26 protein-coding genes and 1 tRNA gene are annotated in these 25,280 nt (G+C 36.2%); 4 read left to right on the top strand and 23 right to left on the bottom strand.

Features of this window, described 5'->3' with window-relative positions:
• Nucleotides 1-22: 22 nt before the first annotated feature.
• The 10 genes from RYK16_RS03315 to RYK16_RS03270 form a co-directional block, all read right to left on the bottom strand.
• Complete coding sequence (locus RYK16_RS03315) at nt 23-361, bottom strand: hypothetical protein (protein ID WP_314850754.1); 339 nt, start codon at nt 359-361, stop codon at nt 23-25.
• On the bottom strand, nt 361-1,701 hold the full coding sequence (locus RYK16_RS03310) for a replication-associated recombination protein A (RefSeq protein ID WP_314850753.1): 1,341 nt from the start codon (nt 1,699-1,701) through the stop codon (nt 361-363). Before RYK16_RS03310 ends, RYK16_RS03315 begins: the two co-directional genes overlap by 1 nt.
• 76 nt (nt 1,702-1,777) lie before the next feature.
• Nucleotides 1,778-2,329 carry a hypothetical protein gene (locus RYK16_RS03305; RefSeq protein WP_314850752.1) on the bottom strand — a complete coding sequence of 184 codons (552 nt, stop codon included), beginning with the start codon at nt 2,327-2,329 and terminating at the stop codon, nt 1,778-1,780.
• The gene (locus RYK16_RS03300) at nt 2,326-2,907 is read right to left on the bottom strand and encodes a hypothetical protein (RefSeq protein WP_314850750.1); all 582 of its coding nucleotides are present in this window, start codon (nt 2,905-2,907) and stop codon (nt 2,326-2,328) included. Before RYK16_RS03300 ends, RYK16_RS03305 begins: the two co-directional genes overlap by 4 nt.
• Nucleotides 2,908-2,920: 13 nt before the next feature.
• Complete coding sequence (locus RYK16_RS03295) at nt 2,921-3,499, bottom strand: hypothetical protein (RefSeq protein ID WP_314850748.1); 579 nt, start codon at nt 3,497-3,499, stop codon at nt 2,921-2,923.
• A gap of 1,287 nt (nt 3,500-4,786) precedes the next feature.
• On the bottom strand, nt 4,787-5,629 hold the full coding sequence (locus RYK16_RS03290) for an ABC transporter ATP-binding protein (RefSeq protein ID WP_314850747.1): 843 nt from the start codon (nt 5,627-5,629) through the stop codon (nt 4,787-4,789).
• 15 nt (nt 5,630-5,644) lie between these two features.
• Nucleotides 5,645-6,022, bottom strand: coding sequence for a GntR family transcriptional regulator (locus tag RYK16_RS03285; RefSeq protein ID WP_294206176.1), 378 nt, complete (start codon nt 6,020-6,022; stop codon nt 5,645-5,647).
• A gap of 100 nt (nt 6,023-6,122) precedes the next feature.
• A complete protein-coding gene (locus RYK16_RS03280) occupies nt 6,123-6,785 on the bottom strand; it encodes a hypothetical protein (protein WP_314850744.1) in 663 nt (220 codons plus the stop codon).
• A complete protein-coding gene (locus RYK16_RS03275; protein ID WP_314850742.1) occupies nt 6,776-7,543 on the bottom strand; it encodes a GNAT family N-acetyltransferase in 768 nt (255 codons plus the stop codon). The genes RYK16_RS03280 and RYK16_RS03275 overlap by 10 nt, the downstream gene beginning before the upstream one ends.
• Nucleotides 7,543-8,355, bottom strand: coding sequence for an enhanced serine sensitivity protein SseB C-terminal domain-containing protein (locus RYK16_RS03270; protein ID WP_314112247.1), 813 nt, complete (start codon nt 8,353-8,355; stop codon nt 7,543-7,545). The genes RYK16_RS03275 and RYK16_RS03270 overlap by 1 nt, the downstream gene beginning before the upstream one ends.
• An 89-nt stretch (nt 8,356-8,444) precedes the next feature.
• On the opposite strand from RYK16_RS03270, the gene RYK16_RS03265 reads away from it, so the two are divergent.
• The gene (locus RYK16_RS03265) at nt 8,445-9,002 is read left to right on the top strand and encodes a rhomboid family intramembrane serine protease (protein ID WP_314850740.1); all 558 of its coding nucleotides are present in this window, start codon (nt 8,445-8,447) and stop codon (nt 9,000-9,002) included.
• Nucleotides 9,003-9,153: 151 nt separating this feature from the next.
• Nucleotides 9,154-10,530, top strand: a complete 1,377-nt coding sequence (locus RYK16_RS03260) for a trypsin-like peptidase domain-containing protein (protein ID WP_314850738.1) — start codon at nt 9,154-9,156, stop codon at nt 10,528-10,530.
• A 99-nt stretch (nt 10,531-10,629) separates the two neighbouring features.
• Here the strand turns inward: RYK16_RS03260 and RYK16_RS03255 are convergent.
• Nucleotides 10,630-10,720: transfer RNA gene (locus tag RYK16_RS03255), tRNA-Ser, on the bottom strand.
• 113 nt (nt 10,721-10,833) lie between these two features.
• Between RYK16_RS03255 and RYK16_RS03250 the strand changes: the two genes are divergently transcribed.
• Complete coding sequence (locus RYK16_RS03250; RefSeq protein ID WP_314112147.1) at nt 10,834-11,397, top strand: TetR-like C-terminal domain-containing protein; 564 nt, start codon at nt 10,834-10,836, stop codon at nt 11,395-11,397.
• Nucleotides 11,398-11,420: 23 nt separating this feature from the next.
• On the opposite strand, the gene RYK16_RS03245 is transcribed toward RYK16_RS03250, so the two are convergent.
• The 12 genes from RYK16_RS03245 to RYK16_RS03190 form a co-directional block, all read right to left on the bottom strand.
• The gene (locus RYK16_RS03245; protein WP_314850737.1) at nt 11,421-12,320 is read right to left on the bottom strand and encodes a PfkB family carbohydrate kinase; all 900 of its coding nucleotides are present in this window, start codon (nt 12,318-12,320) and stop codon (nt 11,421-11,423) included.
• Nucleotides 12,321-12,330: 10 nt separating this feature from the next.
• A complete protein-coding gene (locus tag RYK16_RS03240) occupies nt 12,331-12,642 on the bottom strand; it encodes a rhodanese-like domain-containing protein (RefSeq protein ID WP_294206195.1) in 312 nt (103 codons plus the stop codon).
• The gene (locus RYK16_RS03235; protein ID WP_314850735.1) at nt 12,643-13,908 is read right to left on the bottom strand and encodes a histidine phosphatase family protein; all 1,266 of its coding nucleotides are present in this window, start codon (nt 13,906-13,908) and stop codon (nt 12,643-12,645) included.
• A gap of 124 nt (nt 13,909-14,032) precedes the next feature.
• Nucleotides 14,033-14,428, bottom strand: coding sequence for a hypothetical protein (locus tag RYK16_RS03230; RefSeq protein ID WP_314850733.1), 396 nt, complete (start codon nt 14,426-14,428; stop codon nt 14,033-14,035).
• 22 nt (nt 14,429-14,450) lie between these two features.
• Nucleotides 14,451-15,818 (bottom strand): aminopeptidase, encoded by a 1,368-nt coding sequence (locus RYK16_RS03225; protein ID WP_314850732.1) that lies wholly within the window; start codon nt 15,816-15,818, stop codon nt 14,451-14,453.
• A 3-nt stretch (nt 15,819-15,821) separates the two neighbouring features.
• Nucleotides 15,822-17,063, bottom strand: a complete 1,242-nt coding sequence (hflX, locus tag RYK16_RS03220; protein WP_314850731.1) for a GTPase HflX — start codon at nt 17,061-17,063, stop codon at nt 15,822-15,824.
• 13 nt (nt 17,064-17,076) lie between these two features.
• On the bottom strand, nt 17,077-17,568 hold the full coding sequence (locus RYK16_RS03215) for a GNAT family N-acetyltransferase (protein ID WP_314850730.1): 492 nt from the start codon (nt 17,566-17,568) through the stop codon (nt 17,077-17,079).
• The gene (locus tag RYK16_RS03210; RefSeq protein WP_314850728.1) at nt 17,561-19,132 is read right to left on the bottom strand and encodes an amidohydrolase; all 1,572 of its coding nucleotides are present in this window, start codon (nt 19,130-19,132) and stop codon (nt 17,561-17,563) included. The genes RYK16_RS03215 and RYK16_RS03210 overlap by 8 nt, the downstream gene beginning before the upstream one ends.
• A 101-nt stretch (nt 19,133-19,233) precedes the next feature.
• Complete coding sequence (locus RYK16_RS03205; RefSeq protein ID WP_314850727.1) at nt 19,234-21,990, bottom strand: ABC transporter ATP-binding protein/permease; 2,757 nt, start codon at nt 21,988-21,990, stop codon at nt 19,234-19,236.
• Between the two features lie 108 nt (nt 21,991-22,098).
• Entirely contained in the window at nt 22,099-22,410 is a 312-nt protein-coding gene (gene trxA, locus RYK16_RS03200; protein ID WP_294206221.1) for a thioredoxin, read from the bottom strand.
• Nucleotides 22,411-22,471: 61 nt separating this feature from the next.
• Nucleotides 22,472-23,200: a glucosamine-6-phosphate deaminase gene (nagB, locus tag RYK16_RS03195; RefSeq protein ID WP_314850725.1), complete on the bottom strand. Its 729-nt coding sequence runs from the start codon at nt 23,198-23,200 to the stop codon at nt 22,472-22,474.
• Between the two features lie 18 nt (nt 23,201-23,218).
• Complete coding sequence (locus RYK16_RS03190; RefSeq protein WP_314850723.1) at nt 23,219-24,031, bottom strand: aldose 1-epimerase family protein; 813 nt, start codon at nt 24,029-24,031, stop codon at nt 23,219-23,221.
• Nucleotides 24,032-24,196: 165 nt separating this feature from the next.
• Here RYK16_RS03190 and pta point away from each other — a divergent pair, with 165 nt between their 5' ends.
• Nucleotides 24,197-25,201 (top strand): phosphate acetyltransferase, encoded by a 1,005-nt coding sequence (gene pta / locus RYK16_RS03185; RefSeq protein ID WP_314850721.1) that lies wholly within the window; start codon nt 24,197-24,199, stop codon nt 25,199-25,201.
• The last annotated feature ends 79 nt before the right edge of the window (nt 25,202-25,280 follow it).

Here is a 25,280-nt window from a genome sequence, read left to right as displayed (position 1 = left end):
TAACATTTAGCACTCAGATATTTTATTCCATTGTTTCAAGATAACGGACTGCTTTACCAGTTGTCTTTGCGTACTCAATTTCAGACTTTGTACTAGAGCCGATATAGCCACCAACATTGATAACAAAAATTTCATCAGCCATATCAATTTTACGTTTATGCATATCATCCAACATCTCTTTTGTCTTTGTTAGAGTGCTCTCATCCATATTTTCCCAAACTTCATGATCGCCACTATGGCCAAATAATCCAACATTAATTACAATGTTTCCAGCAAGTGTCAAATCTTTCTGCGCTTTCATGAATTCATCTTTAAAGCGTGTGCTTCCACATAAGGTAATAACTTTATATTTTCCTTGCATTATTTTTTCTCCTTTTGATAATCATTCTTACCAATCGAATTGAAGTATTGTTGGAGCTTGGCTTCATAAGCTACATCTGAGAAGTGATATAGTCTTTCATTCTTAATCGCATCTGGTAGATATTGTTGTTTCACATAGTGATTTGGATAATCATGTGCATATTGATACCCTACACCATTGCCGAACTTCTCTGAACCTGCGTAATGAGCATCCTTTAGATATGGTGGAATCGGAAGATTACCTGTTTTTTCAACCAGATCCATTGCCATAAAAATACCATTGGATGATGCATTCGATTTAGGTGCATTGGCAACATAAGTAGCCGCATTTGCAAGTATGATAGCTCCTTCTGGCATTCCTACCCTTTCAACGGCTAACGCCGCATCAACCGCAATCTGTAGCGCTCTAGGATCTGCATTACCACACTCCTCTGCTGCCGCAATCATAATTCTACGAGAGATAAAACGAACATCCTCTCCTGCCGTTAACATGCGTGCAAGGTAGTATAACGTCGCATCTGGATCAGAACCACGCATCGATTTAATAAACGCAGAAATCGTATCATAATGGTTATCCCCATCCTTGTCATAGCGTATTGCCTTCTTTTGAATACATTCCTCCACAACCGACAAGGTAATATGAATGTAGCCATCGTCACTACGATCTGTTGTAAGATCTGCAAGTTCTAACGCATTCAACGCAGCACGTGCATCTCCATCACAAATCTCTGCTAAAAATTCAGCAGCTTCCTCATCTAAGATAACATTGTCTTTGCCGATACCCTTTATCGCATCTTCAGCAGCACGCTTTAAAAGAGTTATAATATTCTCTTTTGACAGTGACTTTAACTGGAAGATACGAGAACGTGAAATCAACGCTTGATTCACTTCAAAATATGGATTCTCCGTTGTCGCACCAATCAAGATAATTGTGCCATCTTCTACATATGGTAATAGATAATCCTGTTGTCCTTTATTAAATCGATGAATCTCATCGATAAATAAGATTGTTTTCTTTTGATACATCGACATCAAATCAATCGCATGCGTAATTACCTGTTCAAGATCTTTCTTACCTGCAATTGTTGCATTGACTTGTTGGAAATCAGCAGAGGTACTATTCGCAATGACTTGTGCAAGTGTAGTCTTACCCGTTCCTGGAGGACCATAAAAGATTAATGATCCAAGCTTATCCGCTTTAATTGCACGATATAACAATTTATCTTTGCCAATGATATGTTCCTGACCAACAACTTCCTCTAAAGTAGAAGGTCTCATACGTGCCGCTAAAGGCTCTTCTTTTTTCTTTATCTCTTCGCTTGCGTATCCAAATAAATCCATAGAACCCCCCTTTATCTATCCCATATTATACTTGTAATTACTTCATTCAGAAAGAAAAAGCTCCTTACGAGAGCCTTCACTTATGATTTTTTCTGGTACTTTGATGATACATCCAGAAGATACAGAAACCAGTTAGGAATAGAGCGATAATTAAAAGCTGTAATAAGTCAGGAATCACAACTCTTAAGCCAATGACAACCGCAGAGAATAAGATACCCAAAACCAATGATAGTTTATAATTTTCAATTTGATATAAAAATGTTTCTTCTAGCACAAATAATACCAACAATGAAACTACAAGAATTTCTAAGTCAAGTGGATGAAAACGACGAAGAAAACCAGAAAATAAAGTATATAGTATACTACTACTGAGTAATGCCAATAAGATACGCTTGACGCGAGGTAATATTCTCTCTTTGATAGAAAGTGGATAAAGAGAAAGATTATCTAAATCTAACTGCTTTTGGTACAATAATCCAGCCACATAAGCTGTCCCGTATGGAAATAAATCTACCAAAATACTATAACTGCGCTCTGCCCCAAGCAAGTAATACAAACTTGGAACCAAACATATAAACCCTATTAATCCAATTAAAGTGTAAGTCTGATAAAATGATAATTTCTTCATATCGATTCCACCTTACGAATTTCATGCATACATGCAAACAGAAGAATAGTAATAATCGCAAGACATATCAAATTTCCAAATACAACAATTGAATTAGTAATTTCCGTATTATTTCTAATCCATGTAAGCACAAGTGCAGCAATCATAAACAGTATATATCGAATAATCATTTGATTTGACTTCACTGTGGTCATCGTTTTGAAATTTCGTAAACAGTAATACAAACAACCAATTGGAGCTACCACAAATAGTAAACTCAATTTTGAAATCAAAGTATGGAACCAAATCGTACACAACACATATAGAGCGTAGAACACAAAAGTTATTTTCATATATGCATTGAAGTAATCTTTCTTGCGAACCGGAAGAATTTGTAAGATCGGATTCCAGTTTTCATCAATCAAAATAGTAATGAGTTGTACTTGAAAAAAGAAGAAGAAAACAATTCCCAGTATTTCTTGAAACGAATATATCGGTATCTGCATGAATGAAATATAGATAAGAAATATCACAAAATTTATTGCGACATTTTCAAAGTTAAATAAACGATGCCGATATAGTGTATATAGACCTTGCATAACCTTTTCCCTTCTACCAATCTTTATTAGTTAAGATACGAATGGATGAAATATAAGCTAGTGTATAAAGAACCGTTGCATATCCCAAAAACTGAATGACAGGATGAATATCTGTTTTTACATAAACAAGAATACTCACACCAATCGCAATTAACATCATCAACAAATGTTGAAAATAATTCCGATGCCATATCTCGACTGGCAAAATGTCCGGAATTACCAAAGCCTCAATCAAAACAATAATATTTAGCACAACCCATATTTGGCCCACGTCCTTAAACGGGAAATAAGAAATAGAAAGTCCTACAAGTAAGATCATATTTAATATAAATATTTCTAAGAAAAGAGTATTGATTCTTTCTTTCACACTAACCGGAAACAATCTCACAGTTCCCTTCATCGATTGTTCACGTTTCGTAAATTCTGTTATCAAATTAATTGAAAATAATATCATAAGAAAATTATCATAAGTTGGTTTCTTATTCACAATATACAATAATGAAAAGATCGAAAATACAATATATAAAAGTGGAAGGATATATTGTTTCTTTTTCATGAATGTTTCAAACTCTAGTAATAATAATGCTTTCATATTCTTAGAAATCCCTTTCTAAAATAGATTATTATGCTTTGTTAAAATTTATTATTCGTTTTTAGTATACGAATGGATGAGATATAGGTTGTTACAAATAGTGTAACCAAAAATATGAGAAAACATGCTTCATGATTTATCATTGTCTTAGTTACAACTATCCAATAAATTCCTGCAACTGTAAGTATGATAAAAATATGTTCAAGATAATGTTTGGGCCATTTATAACTCGAGAAAGCATTTGGAATAAACATGCATTCAAACACAAGAATAAGCTCTAACCAGAACATTTCTGGTATATTGAAATTGCCTGCCATTGTACAGTAAATCAACCAACCTATTGCAAGAACCAAATTATTGATGCAAAATTCCAAGAAAACTATTAATAAGCAAGATTGAGGTTTAATTGGCAGTAGTCTTATACTATTAGACTTTATGAAATAATTTTTAGAAAAATTATTAATAACAACATAAGAGTACAGAAGAAGCGGGTAACTGTTAGGTTGGGCATGATTAACGCGGGAAATTATTCCACTAATAAAACTCAATATAAAGCATACAATATATGCATAATATCGTTTATCCTTAATAATTTGTTCATACTCAGCTATCAACAGTACTTTCATATTCTTAACACCCCTTTAAATATTGATGATTTCACTTCGTTAAATTTCTTTTACTTTGAGAATACGAATGGAGGAAAAGTATGTCATTACAATTAAGGCAGCAGTAAAGAACAGAAAACCGATATTCTTATCCAATGTTGTTTGAGTTATGATAACTCCAGAAAAGCACGCAAGAAGTACTAATATTAAGATATGTTCTAAATAAGGTTGGGTCATCTTTTTCTTTGGTAATATGTCAGGTATGAGCAAGCTTTCAAAAATTAATAAAAATCCAGTCTCTATCAAATCTGGAAAAATTAATCTTCCAAGAACTACACAATAGATGAGCCAACCTAGAATAATAATAAGATTATATATTCCTGCTTCTAAGAATAAAATCCTTACAAGAGATTGTTGTGTAACAGGTAATAATCGTATGCTTCCAGATTAATCCAATTCCACTTTTCGAAATTATGTATTAAAAATATTATCACCATAAAAGTGGGAAATTTGTCCTGAGGATTCAAACTTTTACTCGCAAAAACTCCACTAACACCACATAATAATAGATATAAAATACATGATATGTATCTCTTATTTTTAATAAGTCCTTCATATTCAGCTATTAATAGTGCTTTCATATACTTCGAAATTCCTTTCTGATATTGGATGATTATGTTGTCTAAATAATACCTTTCACAATACCTACAAAGATTTCTTCTAACGTCGCTGGCTGTAGACCTTCTAGATTTGGAGCATGCTTACGATCGATTAAAAGTTTTACCTGATATGGTGTTTCTTTCTTTGCGACAATTGCACCTTCTGGAATATTTGTGATTTCTTCTGGTGCTACATTCAATACTCCATAGCTAGATAGAATATTATCTTTTTCGTCATTGATTATCAGTTCACCTGCATGCATGAACCCAATGTAATCGCACATCTTTTCAAGATCTGTAACGATATGGGAAGAGATAAGAATTGTACGGTCTTCTTGACGTGTATATTCAATGAGAAGTTCTACAACTTCTGCTCGAATCGCAGGATCTAATGCATTCATTGGTTCATCTAATACTAATAGTTTTGCGTTGTGACTTAATGCAATCGCAATTGCGATACGCATTTTGTTACCTAAGGATAGCGTCTCATATTTTGCTTCTACATCAATTTCAAACTGTGTTAATAGTTTTATAAATTGTTCATGATCCCAATGTTTGTAGATTTTACTAAAGATTTCTTCAATCTTATATACTGTTAGGATATTAGGAATACCCATATCATTGATTACAAAACCTAACTGGTCTTTAAGTTCTACTTCATTGATGAAGTTATCACTTCCTAATACCACAACATCCCCATAGTTTGGTTGTACAAGTCCTAGGATACAGTTGATCAGTGTTGTTTTACCTGCACCATTTTCGCCAATCAAGCCATAGATTGTTCCTTCTGGAATCTGTAAAGATACATGATTTAAACGAAAGTTATCATACTTTTTTGTAATATCCTTTACTTCAATTGCATTCATAAACTTTTCCCCCAATTATTCATTTTCATCCCAAATGACTTTCATCATTTTGGCTACTTCCTCTTGTGATAAATTACAAGATACGGATAGTTTTTTTATTTCTGCTAGATGTTCTTCAATGATGCGTAGATTTTGTTCTTGAATGAGTTGGACATTTTTTCCTGCCACAAAACTTCCTTTTCCTGGAATTGTATAAATATAACCTTCTCTCTCCAGTTCTTCATATGATCGTTTTGTGGTAATGACACTGATACGTAGATCTTTGGCAAGTGTGCGAATAGACGGTAAACTTTCATCTTCTGCTAAGGTACCATTAATAATTTGATCTCGTAATTGATTATAAATTTGGTCGTATATTGGTTGTCCACTCCTGTTGTCAATAATTAGTTTCATAATTATCAACCTCCAACCTATCTGTATATATACAATATATACAGTCTATATGTTTTAGTCAATAGGGAAACAAGAAAAAACTCAGTCAATTTTGACTGAGCTAGTTCGTTGTTTCATATACCCATTTATGAATACGTGGCTGTAGTTTCTTTGTGAAGTAGCCTAGTAGTGGTCCAAAAGTAAAGGCTAATATAATTGTCCCTTCACGCATTGGGAATATTGCATGGAAGAAGAACCAACAAATGAATATCAGTATGATAAAGACCACATCTGCTAGCTGCCGCACTTTACCAAACTCCATCTTTAAGTTCTTCGCAAAAATCATGCATGTACTTTCAACTGCAAGTCCTATCATTCCACTGGCAGTCATTATTGCATCCCCAAATGAACAAATGATGATAAATACAAACAATAAAATCATACGTATCATATAGGAATCTGAATTCATTCCTGCAAATACTGTGTAGTAAAAATAATTAATAGTGATTCCCATCAGGAATGATACTGGAATCTGTAACAGAAACATCAGACGATATTTCTTTCGTAACATTAGTATTTGTATAGCAATGCAGATGCAGTTAGTAATTAAACCAACTGTTCCTACTTCAATTGCAGTTACTGAACTAATACTTAATGCCAAAGCATCATAAGCACCTGTTCCTAGCGCTACCTTCATAATTCCAGCAGCACCTATCGCCAAAAGAATTAAACCCATAATTTCAATCAGGAGATGTTTTATAAACTGCTCTTTTGTTATTTCCATAAGATTCTCGTCTCATAGAACTGTTGTTCAAATCCAACAGCCTGAATAATTTCATTTTCATCAATATTTTCCGTAACACGGGTGACGATGAAATAAGAACGGTGATCATCTTTATGATAGATAATACCACTAACAACACCTTGAAACGTGTCTAAAGGTTCCTTAGGACCAATGACATACGCATCTTGGAACTCACCATTCTTCTGGAATAGTTCTTCAACATAGCCTGTATTAACAGGATAAGTTAAATCTGCAATATGTGGATGGAAGCTTCCGTATGTATGATCGATAATAACTGTTATAGTTTTCCCTAACCATTCTCTTCCAATAAGATATTCCATTGGTGTGTAATTCATTCCACCAGCTTCAGTGGATTTTCCAGTATCCTCAAATCCATAGTGATGATAGAAGTCTACTGCTGAATCTACAACATTGGCACTAATCTTTGAAAGATGATTCTCATCAGCTTCTTCTTTCAAATGATTTAAGAGTGCAGTCGCATATCCCTTCTTACGGGAGCCTTGTCTTGTTAGTAATAAAATGACATGCATCTTATCTGGATCATAGGCTAAGATACTCTCTAAACCATCTACGTATAAACCATAAACTGTGAATTGTTTTAGGCGTTCTGCCATAAATTCACTGATACTATTAGCAGCCTCTTTACTCCATGAAGCATCCTTCTCAGAGAGAATCACTTCTTTGGCCAGAATGATTGCTTCATCAAGTTCAGCTGCAGTTAATGTTCTAATATCCATTAGAAGTTGATGTTACGGTCATACATCGCAACCGCCTCTTTGATCACATTCTTACGTAATTCATCATTGATGAATACAACTTCAACTGGTAAATCCTTAGCATGTGGTACTGCAGCCTCATGAATCTTTGTTAAAATATCATGTTCTTGTTTTTCAGCTTCAACAACTAAGAAGAATGCCATTGTAGGTCCATATAGTTTAGACTTTAACCAAACTCTACTAATCGCATCATTTGTTTCACAATAATCATATACAGCATTTACCAAACGTGTTGGATATACATTTGGCTCAGAATATGTCACATTCATTGGTGCTGTTGGTTGTACAGGTTTTGGTCTTTCTCTACCTGCAAGTAATGCAATCAATGGCTTAGGAATGACAATATTATCTGTTCCTGGGTTGATGATAACACCTTGAATCTTTGTGTTTGGATCGGATAATAATGCATCGTATTCTTGAATTGTTCTTACGATGTTCTTTGGTGTATTATCCTTCTCACCAGCCACTTTAAACTTTGTAGATTCTTCAACATCTGTAAATGCTGGGAAGAATGCTTTACCATCATTTGTATTGATGAGGAAGAATTTAATCTGTGATGGGTTTACAGTTGGTAAAACACCATTGTGATCTGGTTTTAGTTCTACATCAAAATTACAAGGTGCTAGTAATCTTGCTTTCTTTAATGCGTTGGATAACGCTTCTTGTTTTTCAGGGGTACTTCCAAGTTTTAAATCATTGATTGCTTTCTTTACTTCTGGATTTGTAACAGGTGCAATCGTTCCCTGTTGGATTTTTGCTTTTTTATCTGACATGATGTACTCCTTTTCGCTCCTAGTAATTATACGCTTTTTTTTGATATCATTCACCTGTTATAATAGAGAAGATTTAAAGGAGTCAATATATGAAAAAAATAACTTGGAATTCACCAGTAATCTTATCGTTTGCCCTAATTAGCTTGATTGCATTAGGATTGAATACCCTAACAAACGGTACTACAAATCAACTCATATTCTCTGTATATGGTGGTTCATTACTAAATCCCCTATTCTATCTACGTTTATTCACGCACGTATTAGGACATGCAGATCTATCACACTACATGAATAACATGTTGTTATTCTTATTAGTAGGTCCAATGCTAGAAGAAAAGTATGGTAGCCAACGTTTGCTTATCGTTATATTAGTAGTTGCCCTAGTAACAGGTATTGCACATATTATCATCGCTCCACACACAATGTTATTGGGTGCTAGTGGTGTTGTATTTGCCTTCATCCTATTATCTGCTGTAACAGGTTCTAAAGAAGGTATCCCTCTTACATTCATTATCGTTGCAGTACTCTATATCGGAACACAAATTTATCAAGGTGTATTCAACGTTGATAATGTATCTCAACTAACTCATATTATTGGTGGTATTATCGGTGGCGTCTTCGGTATGACACTTCGTAAGAGTCATTAATTTTATGCAACGTAATGCTAGATTCGAGTGGAGTCTAGCATTTTAATTTGTATATATTTTGTGAAATTGCACATGAAATTCGAGTATCATTCACACTTTGTTCACATTTGTACTCTAAGATAATAAGCGTAGTAACAAGGAGGACCGAAAAATGTCAGATAACTTAAATGAGACTAACAACGAAATAAATGAAACAAACGAAATTGAAACAGCTGAAAATAAAACAGATTCTGTCGAAGAACAACATACAGAAGATGTAACAGAAGCAGCTCAGGAAACTGTGAAAGCCGTTGAAGATAAAACAACTAGCCAAACAGTCGTAGTAGCACCAGTTGAAAAGAAAAATGGAATCGGCTCAAAGGTCATCTCAACAATTGGTAAAGCTTCTCTTGCAGTACTTTGTGGATTTGGTGGTGCTTGGTTATATACAGCACAAATTGGAAACGGTGGTAGAACAGTTGTATACCAAACAACAGAATCCGGAAGTAGTAAAACGACTTCTGTTTCTAATGAATCAAATGGTTCTGGTTTAACAGTTGCACAAGCAGCCGCAAAGGCAGCTCCATCTACAGTAGAAATTCAAACAGAAGTCACTCAACAATCCTACGGTATGTTTGGTGGTACATATACAACAAACGCTGCAGGTTCTGGTGTAATCATCAGTAAAGATGGTTATATCGTCACAAATAACCACGTTATTGATGGTGCACAGAAGATTACAGTGAAGACAAGTGATGGTACGGAATATGATGCTAAGCTTGTTGGAACAGATCCAAAGAGTGATATTGCGGTATTAAAGGTAGAAGCAAATGACCTAACACCTGCTACTCTCGGAGATTCTTCCAAGATTTCTGTTGGTGATACAGCAATCGCAATCGGTAACCCATTAGGTACACTTGGTGGAACTGTTACAGACGGTATCATCTCCGCAACATCTCGTGAGCTTGTCGTAAATAACGAATCCATGAAACTCATCCAGACAAACGCAACAATCAACTCTGGTAACTCCGGCGGTGGATTATTTGATGGTAATGGTAACTTAATTGGTATCGTACAGTCTAAAGACTCCGGTACATCCTCATCTGGTGCAACTATCGAAGGTATCGGCTTTGCAATTCCAGTTAATGACGCAATGGAAGTTGCTGAACAGTTAATTAAAAATGGTAAAGTTACAGATCGTGCAACACTAGGTGTATATTTACAAACACTTACAACACAACAAGGTAATTACACTCCAGGTGTATATGTTACTAACGTTATCGATAGTAGTGGTGCACAGGCTGCAGGCTTAAAGGCTTACGATAAGATTGTTGGTGCAGATGGCAAGGAAGTTTCTAGCTATCCTGATTTATCCGCAATCCTAAAGATAAAGAAGCCTGGTGATACAGTTGATCTAACAATTGATAGAGATGGAAACCAAATTCAAGTAACAGTTACTCTTACAGGCACATTAGATACAACACAATCACAAAACAACAATCAACAGACTCTCCCAAATCAAGGCGAACAAAATAGCGATAAGAAATAACGAAAAATACAGAGTATATCCCCCATACTCTGTATTTTTTATTTCAAATAGTTGACCAATATAAAAGAAAAACCCGCTATTTTAGCGAGCTTTATTCTATGGCGCAGGAACAGGGATTTGAACCCTGGCACCGTGTTACCGATCTACAAGCTTTCCAAGCCTGCCCCTTCAACCGCTTGGGTATTCCTGCAAAATTTTCATAGGACATGAATTATAATACCAATTATTGTTCAAAAAATAAAGTATTATTGTAGAAATAATTTAATATTACACGTAAAATAAACGTAATGGAGGTTATACAAAATGAGCGATTTGACAAAGAAAGCATTAGGCGCTTCTCTAAAGAAGATTTTATTACAGAAGCCTCTCGAAAAGATTACAATCACCGATCTTACAAATGATTGCGGTGTAAACCGCCAAACATTTTATTATCACTTCCATGATATTTATGATTTGATTGATTGGATTTATCTTGCGGAGGGTGAAGAAGCGATTGGAACTCAACGCAGTTATGATAGTTGGCAAGATGGACTTCTGTCTGCCTTCAAGATTATTGAAAAAGAAAAACATTTTATCTTAAATACAATTCACTCCCGTTCACAGTCTCATATCATGCGTATGCTAGAAGATGCGGCTGAGTACTTACTATTAAATGTAATTCGTGAACTATCTAAAAATTATAATGTTTCAAATGAAACAATTCATTTCATAGCATCCTTCTATCGATTCAGCTTTGCCGGAGTAGTATTTGACTGGATTGAAAATGGCATGCATGAAAATCCACAAAAGATTGTTGATCGGGTAGCACTTCTAATGCAAGGTACATTCTCTGCCGCATTAGAACGTTTCGAGAAAGCCAAGATGTAAGAAAGACCACATATGTGGTCTTTTTAAAAGTATTGATGATATATTTCTAATGCGGATGCAGGTTCTAAGCCTGCTCCTTTTTTAGATACGACTGCCCCTGCTATATCATTTGCAAATAACAAGATATCTTTCATGTCTGCATGCATGCATAATCCTGCAATCACAGCACCTACATGTGAGTCTCCTGCACCGATAGTATCGGCCACAGTTACTTTCTTTGATGGTGCATGTACAAAGTTTGAACCATCATAGCTTGTAGACCCATTTTCACCCAAGGTGACAATTACAATATTCCCTGTTCGTTTATAGAGTTCTTGTAGACCTTCATTGATATCCGTCTTACCACTTAAACCACGTAACTCAATCTCATTAACATGTAAAATTGGTTTAAGTGCATAGATTCGATTCATGATTTCTTGAGAGATATGTGCATATCTTGGACCTGGCGCAAATACGACCTGACCATCACATGACGCTAAACAATCCACGATACGTGGACCATCCTTGTCTTCAATCTCTATCCCACAAGCATAGATATATTCATAGGATGAAAGATCTAGCGAATCTGTCCATTCCTTTTGAAATGTATACTCTGCACCATGGTAAGAAAGAAATGTTCTTTCTCCACTATCCTCAACCAAGCAATAACAACAACCATTTTCTTGTGCTGTACGGATAGTGGTAGTAATCCCTGCTTTTTGTAATTCTGTTTCTACAAATTTTCCATATACACCTGTGCCTACTGGAGAAAGAAATGTATATGGTATGGATAACTGATGTAATATCGATACTACATTAAATGCACAACCACCAATCTGTAATGTTTGACCGTAGATATTCGCGTCCTGTGCAGATGCAGGTATCTCTGGTAAGTTAATAATGACATCACAAACGGTTGAACCAATGATTAAACAGGGTTTCATATTTTATCCTCTATGCTTTCTTATAATGCATAATGCCACCAATATTCTTGGCATTTGTATAACCCAATCCTCTTAACATCATGACTGCTGCACCAGATCTTCTGCCACTATGGCAATAGACAAATAGTGGTGTATCTTTTGCGTAATGCATGTCTTGAATCTTTTCTAAATTGGAAAGCGGAATATTTACACTTTCTGGAATATGTTCTTCTTCATATTCATCCACTTCTCTAACATCCAGTAGTACTGCTCCTGGTGTTTCTTTCATTGTCTTAAGTTCTTCGTTAATGTCTGTTGAACGAAAGATATCAAACAATCCCATTTATTGAACCTCCATGAATTCTTCTGGTGTTACCATTAGTTGATCTAACTGATATGTTCCTTGGCTAAAAGTGAACTTCGCAATCCCACCATTCGGCATGATATGTTTCCCTTTCGCCTTCATTTGTTCGGTTAAATCTGCACGATAAATATTAAATAAATACTTTATCATCGTCATATATAGTGAACCATGTGCTACTAGTAGTACATTTTCTTTGTCTTTTGCACGTGCAACCGCAAGCGTTAATATTCGTTTGATACGTTCAATCACTTGTTCTTCGCTTTCCCCACCGACATCGCTAAAGTCAACGCGTGGATTAAAGCGTTCATATAATTCATCCATGATAGAGTCACGCACTCTAGCTTCATAGGTACCAAAGTCAATCTCTCTTAGATCACGATTTGGTATTGCACTAATATCATGTGATTCTAAGATATACGCTGCAGTATCACGTGCTCTTTCTGCACTTGAACAGTACGCAAACGCAAAATCAATGTTATGTAATGCTTTCCCCGATAACTTCACCTGCTCAATTCCTTGTGCAGTTAGTGGGCTATCGCTTCTTCCTTGCATACGGTTATAGTGATTAAACAGTGTCTCCCCGTGTCTAACATAGTAGAGATGCACCGTCTTATCTTCCATCTTATATTCGAAGTTCTTTGGCTCTACCGGGAGTTGTTGAATCTGGTATTCACCATCTTCATATGTAAACACCATGATTCCACCGTTTGGAATCATACTACGACCTGCTTCATCGCATTCTTGACGTAAAGCCTCAAGATCAATACCCAACAAGAACTTCATCGTACAGATTTGATACATGCCATGACCTACAAGTAAAATACGATCACCATCTTCAGATTCATCAATAATCGTACGTAACGTATTGCGGATACGAGCTTCCATCATCGCTGGGGATTCACCACCTGCTGAACTATAATCTAAGCTTTCTTGGCATCGACGAATCTCTTCTTCATGCGTTGTGTGTCTAGACCCATCTAATCTACCAAAACTCATCTCGTGTAATCCTGAAAGTAGAACTGGTTGAACCTCTCTATCCTTCGCTATGATATCCGCCGTATTCCAAGCACGCTCACTTGGTGAAGAAAAAATACGATCAAACCAGATATCTTTGAGTTGATCGGCAGTTTCATACGCCTGTGCAATTCCACGCTCTGTTAACGGGGAATCACAGCTTCCTTGCATACGACCTAAATGATTAAATAATGTTTCTCCATGACGAACAAGATAAAAAGTAATTTTCATGTCTGTTCTCCTAACGCATTTATACTATCATTTTCTGCTCATTATAGTAATCGTGTTACACAGAATTCAAATAATATTTCATACAAAAAAGAAGGACTACAGTCCTTCTAGGATTAAAACTGGATTATTTCATTACAAAGCCAACTGCAGAACCACGACGTACAGGTGATAAGCGTACATATGTTTCAATCTTTGGATAACTGGATACCTCGTGGTATTCAATCTCATCCCACTTTAAACCTGTATTGTGTGCAGTTAAGAAGTCATCTACACCAAGTGACATCTCTGGTACAGGAACTAATGTAATTGTTGGACTATTATCATCCAAATAGTTCCAAGCAGCCATAATGCCTAGTGTTTCATCTAGACTTTCATGGTACATGATACTGAGGTAACGGCTATCTGGAGTACGTCCATGATAGTCATAAGTATTACCGATGAATAACGCACCGTTTTCATCACGATATAATACAACAACGTTCTGATACTGATCTAATGATACTTTTTCTTTGAGTTCCATAATTAACCCCCTTGTATCAATACTATTTCATATCCTTGAGGAAAGCAACATATGCGCGATATGCTTCGTATACGTCTGCCTTGGATACTGTTTCAAATGGAGCGTGCATGTTCTGAACACAGATACCTGCATCGATAACATTCATATTCTTATTGGCAAGGATATAAGCGATTGTTCCGCCTCCGCCAACGTCAATCTTACCTAGTTCGCAAGTTTGGAACATAACGTTGTTATCATCCATGCACTTACGAATCTGTGCCATAAATTCAGCACTTGCATCGTTTGAACCAGACTTACCACGGGAACCTGTATACTTGTTGAAGCAGATACCCTTTCCAAAGTATGCTGTATTCTTTGGTTCATATACTTCTGGATAGTTAGGATCGTAGGCAACAGATACGTCACTTGATAACATGGCACTATTTTCAAGAGCCTCATGTAAGTTAACTAATGTTGCGCCAACTTGCTTGTCTAATAATTTTGTAACAACATGTTCAAAGAAGTCACTCTGGGCACCAGTAGCACCTACTGAACCGATTTCTTCCTTATCTACTAAGATACATACAGATGTACGTTCTGGCTTGTCAATTTCCGCAATAGCGCGTAGAGATGTATAAGCACATACCTTATCATCGTGACCATAACCTAAGATCATAGAACGATCCAAACCATAATCACGTGCTTCACCAGCAGGTACAACTTCGATTTCTGCTGAGAGGAAGTCATCTTCTTCAATATCATATTGTTCCTTCAAGAGGTCTAAAAGATATGCCTTAACAGGATCTTTTTCAACATCCTTCTTAGGAATAGAACCTACTAATAGGTCTAATTTTTCACCTTCTACGACAGTCGCAGCTGGTTTCTGTAATTGTTGTGCAGCTAAGTGAATCAATAAGTCTGATACACCTACAACTGGATCACCTGGCTTATCACCGATGTTGATTTCAACTGTTGTGCCATCTTTCTTACATACAACACCAACAAGTGCCATTGCACGTGCTACCCATTGGTACTTCTTGATACCACCATAGTAGTGTGTATCCATTAATACTAAGCCATCCTTTTCATAGATTGGCTTTTGCTTAAGGTCCATACGAGGTGAGTCGATATGTGCACCTAAGATATTCATACCTTCTGTTAATGGTTTCTTACCCATTACAAATAAGATAACGTTCTTACCCTTATTTACAGCGTAATAACGATCACCGGCCTTTAGCTTCTTTGCCTTTTCGATTGGCTTAAAGCCATGTGCTTCCGCAAACGCAACAGAGTTAGTCACAAAGGTACGCTCTGTCTTTGAGTTGCTTAAGAACACACGATAGTCTTCGTTGAATGCGTGTAGTTTCTTTAACTCTGTTTTATTGAGTTTTTCCCAAACTGTGTTTCCCATTTTTTATTCTCCTTTAATCTGATACTTTGCAAAGACATGTAACATCTTTTTCTCACCTGTAATTCGAACAATCAAACCATCATCGTGATACTTTAAGATATCCATATCTAAGATTGCTTTATATGTATCGAACATGCTTATTTTATCATAGCCTAGTTTACATACAATGCTTTCTTCTGCTGGATAAATCGTTTCAATGATTTCTTCCAGTAATGTATCTAAACCTTCTTTGGTGTAACAAGAGATGGTTAATCCATCTACTCTTTCAGGATGTGCGAGTTTATCTACCTTATTGAAAACATGAATCTGTGGTATATCATCCGCATGTATCTCTTTTAAGGTTTCTTGGGTGATAGCACTCTTTTCTTGCCAACTAGGATCAGCCACATCAATTACGTGGATTAGTAAATCTGCTTCTCTTGCGGCATCTAGGGTACTCTTGAACGCTTCAATGAGTCCATGTGGTAAGTCTGATACAAAACCAACCGTATCATACAACAAGAATTTCTTATGCTTACTTTGAACCATACGAACACTCGTATCCAAGGTCGCAAATAACATATCTTGTTCTAGCACTTCTTGTCCACCAGACTCTTGCATAGAAAGAATTGCATTCATCAAGGAACTCTTACCTGCATTGGTATAACCAACTAAGGCAACACGTTTCAATAATGTCTTTTGACGTCTTCGCTCATCCTGATAACGACGTACTTCAATCTTTCGTAGTTCTTCTTTTAAGTCACTAATTTTCTTTTGGTATCTTGCGGCGATGATGGATGATCTCATCTCACCAGCACCACGGTTTGTGACTGCACCACCACGTGAACGTTCGTTATCATTATCCGCATGTAGTACACGTGGTAAATCATACTGTAAACGTGCTACTTCTGTCTGCAATTTTGCCTGACGACTGCGTGCACGCTTTGAGAAGATATCTAGAATTAGCGCAGTACGATCAATCACATTAACTCCACAATACGCAGAGATACGCTCACTGACCTGTATCTTTAAGGGATTATAGAAGATGATGCCATCAGCACCCAACTCCTCACACATCGCTTTTAATGTTTCTAATTTCCCTGTACGGAATGCCGTATGAGGATCCATACTTTTGGATTGTTGTGTAATCGTTCCAAGCACTTCTAGGTCACACGCTTTACAGAGTGCTTCACATTCCTGCATCGCACTTGTAAAGGCACTACTATTCGCTTGTAAACAAACACCCGCAAGAATGATTTTTCTCATATATCTTTCTTCTTTATTCGCTTTCTAACTGTAAATAATAAAAGCTTACTGCTAACCACTGATTGTGTTTATATCCAATATCCTCAAACGTTGCCTTTTTGACAAAGCCATATCTTTCATGTAGCTTTTCGCTTGCGATATTCCCTGCTGTAACAAGTGATACGATATTCTTATATCCAGATTTTCTAGCAATCACCATCATCTCCTGCATCAAGATTTTACCGTAACCATGATGGCATGCTTCAGGATCCAAGTAGATTGCTAAATCAACTGTACATGCATATGCTTGTCGACTATTAAAGTCAGAATAATATGCATATCCAAGCGGTTTACCATCCTCTTCCAAAATAATCCATGGATATTTTTCTGTGATGAAAGCAACGCGTTGTTTCAATTCATCTAATGTTAATTCTTCTGTTTCAAATGTTGCAGTACTATTTCTGATATACCAGTTATACCAATTTAGAATAACTGGTATATCTTTTTCTTCAATTTTTCTAATCATTAGAGTACACCGTGTTACCATCCATCACTGTTAACATTACCTTTGTTCGATGGATGTCAGAAACAGGTATTGTACGAATATCCTTTTCTAATATAACAAAGTCTGCGTAATAGCCTTCTTGGATTGCACCGATACAATGATCCATGAATAACATCTTGGCACCATTTATCGTAAAGGAAGCAATCGCTTCGTCAACTGTTAGACATTCTTCTTCATTCATGCATGCATTATAAGAGATCGATTTTCTTGTGACTGCACATTCAATTCCTTTCAACACATTCGGCATTTCTACTGGTGCATCTGAACCGTTCGATGTAAGTGTGCCATCAAATAGCGTTTTATATGGATAGGAAGTACTTGCAAGTTCCTTGCCGACTCTCTCTTTTAGGATTTGTGCATCATAATCGATAAAGATTGACTGGAAATAGCATGCCAACTTCTGTTCAAGTACTTGCTTGATTTGATCAGGTCTCATAATCTGGCAATGTACAATACCATGGTGTAAAGGATTACCTTCTAATACCGTATCTTTATATACATGCAGTATATTATCTAATGCTGCATCTCCAATCGCATGAGCAATGGTTGGCATATTGAACTCATTTGCTAAACGTACGTAAGTCTCGATGATATCTTCTTCCAAGGATGCGATACCTTTCGTTGTCGGATCATCTGCATACGCATTCTTCATATATGCTGTTCTAGCACCCAATGAACCATCTGTAATCAACTTTAATGGCCCAATGCGGAAATAGTCACCACCTACATCAAAGGTATAGCCATCATCTAAGAACTTCGAAAATTCCTTTGGATTATTAAACTCACATTGTTCATTGACACGTACAGTCATATCTTGTTTGAACGCCAGTGATTCAAAGGCTCTTAACACAGGTTTATAGTCATGTGTAACTGCTAAAAAATCATCACTACCAACCGTTGTAATACCAAATTGGTTTGCGTATCTTGCACCGATATGAATGTATTCTTTAATCTTTTCTACATCTGGTTGTGGGTATGCATTATGAATATTATTTAATGCGTTCTCTTCCACAAAACCATTTGCGTAGTCGATGTTTCCACCTTCTACTTTTGTATGTTCTGTAATCCCAGCAGCGTTCAAAGCAGCTGTATTCGCAGATAAAACATGACCACATGCACGTGTTAAGGCAATTGGAACTTCTGTACTTATTTCATCAAGCATCTTTCTTGTTGGTTTTTGGTGATCCGGGAAAGATTCTTCATTATAGCCACGACCAATAATCCACTCACCTACTTTTATGCTTGCAAGCTTTTCTTTTACCTTTGCAATAACTTCTTCATTGGAGTGACAATCATCCAATACAACATTGGATAAGTACATACCCAGTTCTGCTAGATGCATATGGCTATCTACAAAACCAGGCACAACAAACATGCCCTTTAAGTCAACAATTTCAGCATCTTCGTTACAGAGTAATTCTTCAATCTCTTGGTTTGTGCCTACTTTGATAATATATTCATCACTCGTCGCAAAAGCTGTTGCTGGATTTTGCCAAATATTACAATTAATATAACCTTTTTTCATGTGTGATGATCTCCATTTCTTCTTTAAGATTATACTATCAACCACTCATTCCTTCATAGGAAATAGCTAAAAATCACCACACTTTCGCATGGTGATTTGATTTATTCAGTACGTAACGCTTCTACAGGATCTTTCTTCGCTGCACTACGAGAAGGAATAAATCCTCCAATCACCGTCATGATGATGCTGATGAGGATCAAGACCCCTGCGGATTCTAGTGGTAATACTGCACTTAAATCTTCAATCTTGGATACTGTTTGGATGATATTATTGATTGGAATTAACGATAGCAGCGTAATACCGATGCCAAGAATACCAGAGAAAATACCAATAATAAATGTCTCTGCATTAAATAACTGTGAGATATTCTTCTTAGAAGCACCAAGTGCACGAAGAATACCTATTTCCTTCGTTCTTTCCATTACAGAAATGTATGTGATGATACCAATCATAATAGATGAAACAATTAGAGATACTGCCACAAATGCAATGAGTACATAAGAGATACCATTAATAATAGTCGTTAAGGATGAAGTCATTAAGGCAACATAGTCTGTATAGGAAATCTTTGAATCTTTATCCACAGTATTGTTGTAATTTTCAATTGCTTTCCCTATCGCATTCTTGTTTTCAAAACTATCTGCGTAAATACTGATACTAGATGGCGAATCATAACTCACTGCCCCAAATAATGCGAGATTTTTCTCTAACGATTTACCACCGATATAATCATTGTAAATCGTAAGAAGAGTGTTCGTATTTGGACTATCTTTTAGATAGTTTTCTAGCATACTTGCCATACTCATTTCTGGACTCATCGATAATCTAGATAAAGCACTGATATCAAAATCATTTGTATTATCCTCTTGGCTTTGACGATTACCATCATAATACATAATCAATTGATACATATTTGCCTTTTCTTCATTACTGAGATTTAATAGGTAATCTTTAGTATCTTGTATCTTTTCTTCATCAGTTGTAGCGCTAAAGCGTACTCCATTTAGTACATTGATTTCTGATGTATTCTTTTGTGCTTGAACGATGGCTGACTGGTTTGCAAGATCAATCACATGATTGGTCAATAGATTCGTATATGCGACGACAGTATTGATAGTCGCATTTTTCGCATCTTTCTTAGGACGAATAATACCTGTTACCTTTAAAGGAATCGCTTTATTCATCAGTCCATCCGCATCATATTCTGGATTTTTAATTTGGCTATAGATACCATTATCATCTTTTACATAGTTTTCACTTGATGGCACAAGATAGAATGTCTTCTGTAGCATGTCCTCATAATTGAGTGTAAAGTCGTCTCCATCTTGTTTATTTGCTAGTTGATTTTTAGCAGCTGTAAATTGTTCCTTTGTGATAAAGCCAAGTTGATACATGGATTGTACTGGGATACTGTTATTCTCATTTAGTACCATTACAACTTCGTTATATGCAGTTGGCCAAGAACCAGACACCATATCATAACTATCTGTTACAACAGATGAAATAGATTGTCCACTTGTACCAGCAACCATCTCTGAGAAGTTCTTCGCTGATTGGTTACTTACACCCATATTTGCAAAGTTGAACATGCGGGGACGATTGGAACTTCCATTTCCTCCATCTAGTTCAATGTTTGTATCGATGAGTTGTTGATTTGGATTTTGCGCATATACACTAAAGTTAACGTTATAACTATAAATAATTCCATTTTCACCTACATATTGGTGAATCTCAGAAGTAGAATCATCAAGATACTTCTTAAATTCTGCTAGATTATTTTGAATCAGATTATTTGTAATGGCATCACTTTGTTTCAGTGATTGATAGTCCGTATGGACCTTTCCATCATCTGCTTTTGTTTCTGTTTGGGAAGATAAGCCCATCATCTGACCACGCAGCTGCATAATTGAAGTTGCGTCCACTGTCTGTGAAGAAATCGTAATTGGGTAGGAAGTCATCGTTTCCTTCTGTACACGTGTTATATACTGATTCATTCCTGTTGATAAGGCTAAGATCAAGGCAATACCAATAATGCCGATACTACCTGCAAAAGAAGTCAAAATTGTTCTTCCAATTTTTGTTCGAAGATTAGCAAAAGATAAACCCAAGGATGTCCAAAATGACATTGATATACGCTTCGGATTCTTTGCAAGTTTTTCTTCAATACTTCCTTCTGGTACGTCATATGGATTTGTATCACTAATGATTTGGCCATCTTTTAAGTTAACGATACGTGTTGAATACGCTTCTGCAAGTTCAGGATTATGTGTAACCATGATAACAAGCTTCTCTTCAGCAATCTGTTTTAATAGATTCATGATTTGAATACTTGTCTCTGTATCGAGTGCTCCTGTTGGTTCATCTGCAAGTAAGATATCTGGATTATTGATTAACGCACGTGCAATTGCAACACGCTGCATTTGTCCACCAGATAATTGATTTGGTTTTTTATGGATATGATCCTGAAGCCCAACTTTTTCTAATACTTCTGCTGCACGTCTTTTTCTTTCCTTGCGTGAAATGCCAGAAAGAGTTAGTGCCATCTCAACATTAGAAAGTACATTCTGATGGGGAATCAGATTATAACTTTGAAATACAAATCCAATCGAAGTATTACGATACGAATCCCAATCAGCATCTCTATACTTCTTTGTGGATACACCATTAATGACCAAATCACCACTATCATAACGGTCTAAACCACCAATAATATTTAACATCGTTGTCTTACCAGAACCTGACTGCCCTAGGATTGACACGAATTCATTCTCTCTAAAATTTAAAGATACACCCTTTAAGGCAACTTGTGTCAGTTCACCTACCGTGTAACTCTTTACAATGTTCTTCAGTTGTAGCATAAATGAAACCTCCTGATACAAATTAAGAATAACATACTAGAATTTAGATTTTATAAAACCTTTTTTAAGATGAAAAAAAGCAGATTTTCATCTGCTTTCTAGACACTCTTATAAAGTCTGCTTAACAACAGCTTCGAGCTCTTCTCTTGGCATGAAACCTAAAGAAGAAGCTACCTTTTCGCCATTCTTGAAGCCGATCATTGTAGGAATAGACATAATTCCATACTGTTGAGCAATCTCAGGATTGTCATCAACATTTACCTTTACAAACTTAATGTCTGTATAGTCCTTAGAAATTTCTTCAAGAACTGGTCCTACCATCTTACATGGTCCACACCAGTCAGCGTAAAAGTCTACAAATACTGATTTGTTATCTGCTAATACTTGGTCATATTCTGCTTTATTCTTAATAATATCCATTTTTGAATACCTCCGTGAACATATTATTGCATAAATATATTTGATGCAAAAGAATTATGCCCTATTTAATTTTTGCGGCAGCTGCTTCATCTAGAATAACAGTTACATCTGGGTGATCTTGTAAAATACTTGCTGGACATTCTGTTGTCTTAGGACCCTTGATCATACCATATACTGCATCAGCCTTATTTGCGCCTGTAGCGATTAAGATAATCTTCTTTGCACGCATAATTGTGCCTAAACCCTGTGTAATTGCAAGTGTTGGAACTTGTTCAATATCACCACCGAAGAAGCGAGCGTTGTCCTTACGTGTTTGTTCTGTTAGTTCCATTGTATGTGTCAAACTATCAAAGGCAGCACCTGGTTCATTGAAAGCGATATGTCCATCAGAACCAATACCAAGAATTTGTACATCTACAACATACTTGGCCATTTCACTTTCATAGCGTACGCATTCAGCTTCAGCATCAGCTGCTTCACCATTAGGAATATGAATATTCTCTTCAGGAATGTCAATCTCATTGAAGAGATTATCATGCATGAATGTGTAGTAGCTCTGCTCATGATTACGTGGTAAACCAACATATTCATCTAGGTTGAATGTAATAGCATTCTTATAAGATGTACCATTTGTCTTATGGTCTGCAATCATCTTCTTGTACAAACCAACTGGTGTAGAACCTGTTGCCAATCCTAATACTGGATTTTCCTTCTCTACAACCTGACGCATAATCTTAAATGCTTCTTCACTTACTTGGTCATAGGAATCTGCGATAACAATTTTTAACATTTTTCTTTCTCCTTCTTTTTAGAATAGTGTTATTGAATACGCTGTTTGCCAGCTATCATTTACATCTAGCAGAATTGTTCCTTCACGTTTTTCAAACGGAACTTCATTCTTTTCAAAATCTGTATGAGAGTACCATGGTTCAATACATACAAATGGTGCATATGGTGACCAATATGCTAGCCATGGATAACCCTGATATTCCACCTGTACACCATGTGTACCGTCTGTTAATTTCGTGCATGTACTACGTGGGTTTTGGATAATGATCGTTTTCTTTAAAGCATCTTTGTCCAAAGCAATCACATCTACTTCTTGATTATCCACTACTTCCTTTTGATTTAACTCTAAGTGGTACGCATCAAATGCTTTCCCTTCTTCGAGTGGACAATTGAAGGCTGGATGTAAACCAAAGTTAAATGGAATTGTACAACCATCTCTATTTTCAATACGATATGTAATATCTAACTTCTTAGCTTCTAAAGTATATGTAACTTCAAGTCGGAAGCGAAATGGATATTGTGCTAGCGTTTCTTCACTATCACAAAGTTCCATTACGATTTGAGTATCAGTATGTTTGATACATTTAAATTCACTATTTCTAGCAAAGCCATGGTTTCCAGTACGGTACTCTTTACCTTGAATATGGAGGATACCATCCCAAGTCTTCCCAACTATTGGAAACAGAATTGGATTTCTTCCAGCCCAATAAGTCTTATCACCTTGCCAGATTGCCTCAATTTTTGTTTCACGATCAAAGAAACTATGAATTTCTGCTGCATGTTCATCAATCGTTACTGACACAAATGAATTTTGAATTGTATACGTTGACATATATTCCCCCAACTCATTGGTTTTATTATAGCACTTTGAAAGATTTATAAATTTCAATCCTTCCACAAAATCTATAAATTCATATTTTTTTCAAGAATTTGACCATATAATTGGACTTTTTTCACAGTTAGCGTGATAATTTTAATGTTCAAGGAGGAAATTAGTATGTCATTTATAGACGGAATTAAAGAAAGAGCTAAAAAAGATATAAAAACAATTGTATTACCAGAATCAGAAGATGAGAGAACACTTCGTGCTACTGCTAAAATCTTAGAAGAAAAAACAGCGAACATTATCTTAATCGGTGATGAAGCAACTGTAAAAGCAGATGCCGAGAAATATGGCGTTAACATTGATGGTGCAACAATCATTAACCCAGAAACTTCTGACAAGTTAGAAGAATATGTAAACACATTATATGAATTACGTAAGGCTAAGGGTATGACTCCTGAAGCTGCTCGTGAAGCATTATTAAGCGACCGCACAACATTCGGTGTCATGGTATTAAAGACAGGTGGTGCTGATGGTCTTGTATCAGGTGCTTGCCACTCTACAGCTAATACATTACGTCCAGCATTGCAGATCTTACGTACAGCACCAGGTGCAAAATTAGTTTCAGGCTTCTTTATCATGGACGTTCCAAATTGCGAATTTGGTTATAATGGAACATTTGCATTCGCAGACTGCGGTCTAAACCAAGATCCAGACAGCGAAAGTTTAGCAGCTATCGCTAACGATACAGCAAATACATTTAAAACACTTGTAGGAGCTGAACCAAAGGTTGCTTTCCTTTCCCACTCTACAAAAGGAAGCGCAAAACATGCATTAGTAGATAAGGTTGTAAATGCGGTTGAAATTGCTCACCAACAATATCCAAATTTAGTATGTGATGGTGAATTACAGTTAGATGCTGCTATCGTTCCAAGTGTTGCGGCAAGCAAGGCTCCAGGTTCCCCTGTTGCAGGTCAAGCTAACGTATTAATTTTCCCTAACCTTGATGGCGGTAACATTGGTTACAAGTTAGTTCAGCGTTTAGCGAAGGCTGAAGCTTACGGTCCAATGTTACAAGGTATCGCTAAGCCAGTTAACGATTTATCCCGTGGATGTTCTTGGGAAGATATCGTTGGTGTAGTAGCCTTAACAGCTGTACAAGCACAAAATAGCAAATAATAATTTCTTGTATGCTTGCATACAAATCAAATAAGAGATATCTGTACGGATATCTCTTTTAGTTTATACGATAATCATT

Source organism: uncultured Solobacterium sp. (assembly GCF_963550625.1).
Lineage (GTDB): Bacteria > Bacillota_I > Bacilli_A > Erysipelotrichales > Erysipelotrichaceae > Bulleidia.
This window is presented reverse-complemented; position numbering and strand designations above follow the sequence as displayed.

Excerpts from the sequence above, each read along its gene's own strand:
- RYK16_RS03315 (WP_314850754.1), bottom strand. The coding sequence starts at position 361 with ATGCAAGGAAAATATAAAGTTATTACCTTATGTGGAAGCACACGCTTT.
- RYK16_RS03310 (WP_314850753.1), bottom strand. The coding sequence starts at position 1,701 with ATGGATTTATTTGGATACGCAAGCGAAGAGATAAAGAAAAAAGAAGAG.
- RYK16_RS03305 (WP_314850752.1), bottom strand. The coding sequence starts at position 2,329 with ATGAAGAAATTATCATTTTATCAGACTTACACTTTAATTGGATTAATA.
- RYK16_RS03300 (WP_314850750.1), bottom strand. The coding sequence starts at position 2,907 with ATGCAAGGTCTATATACACTATATCGGCATCGTTTATTTAACTTTGAA.
- RYK16_RS03295 (WP_314850748.1), bottom strand. The coding sequence starts at position 3,499 with ATGAAAGCATTATTATTACTAGAGTTTGAAACATTCATGAAAAAGAAA.
- RYK16_RS03290 (WP_314850747.1), bottom strand. The coding sequence starts at position 5,629 with ATGAATGCAATTGAAGTAAAGGATATTACAAAAAAGTATGATAACTTT.
- RYK16_RS03285 (WP_294206176.1), bottom strand. The coding sequence starts at position 6,022 with ATGAAACTAATTATTGACAACAGGAGTGGACAACCAATATACGACCAA.
- RYK16_RS03280 (WP_314850744.1), bottom strand. The coding sequence starts at position 6,785 with ATGGAAATAACAAAAGAGCAGTTTATAAAACATCTCCTGATTGAAATT.
- RYK16_RS03275 (WP_314850742.1), bottom strand. The coding sequence starts at position 7,543 with ATGGATATTAGAACATTAACTGCAGCTGAACTTGATGAAGCAATCATT.
- RYK16_RS03270 (WP_314112247.1), bottom strand. The coding sequence starts at position 8,355 with ATGTCAGATAAAAAAGCAAAAATCCAACAGGGAACGATTGCACCTGTT.
- RYK16_RS03265 (WP_314850740.1), top strand. The coding sequence starts at position 8,445 with ATGAAAAAAATAACTTGGAATTCACCAGTAATCTTATCGTTTGCCCTA.
- RYK16_RS03260 (WP_314850738.1), top strand. The coding sequence starts at position 9,154 with ATGTCAGATAACTTAAATGAGACTAACAACGAAATAAATGAAACAAAC.
- RYK16_RS03250 (WP_314112147.1), top strand. The coding sequence starts at position 10,834 with ATGAGCGATTTGACAAAGAAAGCATTAGGCGCTTCTCTAAAGAAGATT.
- RYK16_RS03245 (WP_314850737.1), bottom strand. The coding sequence starts at position 12,320 with ATGAAACCCTGTTTAATCATTGGTTCAACCGTTTGTGATGTCATTATT.
- RYK16_RS03240 (WP_294206195.1), bottom strand. The coding sequence starts at position 12,642 with ATGGGATTGTTTGATATCTTTCGTTCAACAGACATTAACGAAGAACTT.
- RYK16_RS03235 (WP_314850735.1), bottom strand. The coding sequence starts at position 13,908 with ATGAAAATTACTTTTTATCTTGTTCGTCATGGAGAAACATTATTTAAT.
- RYK16_RS03230 (WP_314850733.1), bottom strand. The coding sequence starts at position 14,428 with ATGGAACTCAAAGAAAAAGTATCATTAGATCAGTATCAGAACGTTGTT.
- RYK16_RS03225 (WP_314850732.1), bottom strand. The coding sequence starts at position 15,818 with ATGGGAAACACAGTTTGGGAAAAACTCAATAAAACAGAGTTAAAGAAA.
- hflX (WP_314850731.1), bottom strand. The coding sequence starts at position 17,063 with ATGAGAAAAATCATTCTTGCGGGTGTTTGTTTACAAGCGAATAGTAGT.
- RYK16_RS03215 (WP_314850730.1), bottom strand. The coding sequence starts at position 17,568 with ATGATTAGAAAAATTGAAGAAAAAGATATACCAGTTATTCTAAATTGG.
- RYK16_RS03210 (WP_314850728.1), bottom strand. The coding sequence starts at position 19,132 with ATGAAAAAAGGTTATATTAATTGTAATATTTGGCAAAATCCAGCAACA.
- RYK16_RS03205 (WP_314850727.1), bottom strand. The coding sequence starts at position 21,990 with ATGCTACAACTGAAGAACATTGTAAAGAGTTACACGGTAGGTGAACTG.
- trxA (WP_294206221.1), bottom strand. The coding sequence starts at position 22,410 with ATGGATATTATTAAGAATAAAGCAGAATATGACCAAGTATTAGCAGAT.
- nagB (WP_314850725.1), bottom strand. The coding sequence starts at position 23,200 with ATGTTAAAAATTGTTATCGCAGATTCCTATGACCAAGTAAGTGAAGAA.
- RYK16_RS03190 (WP_314850723.1), bottom strand. The coding sequence starts at position 24,031 with ATGTCAACGTATACAATTCAAAATTCATTTGTGTCAGTAACGATTGAT.
- pta (WP_314850721.1), top strand. The coding sequence starts at position 24,197 with ATGTCATTTATAGACGGAATTAAAGAAAGAGCTAAAAAAGATATAAAA.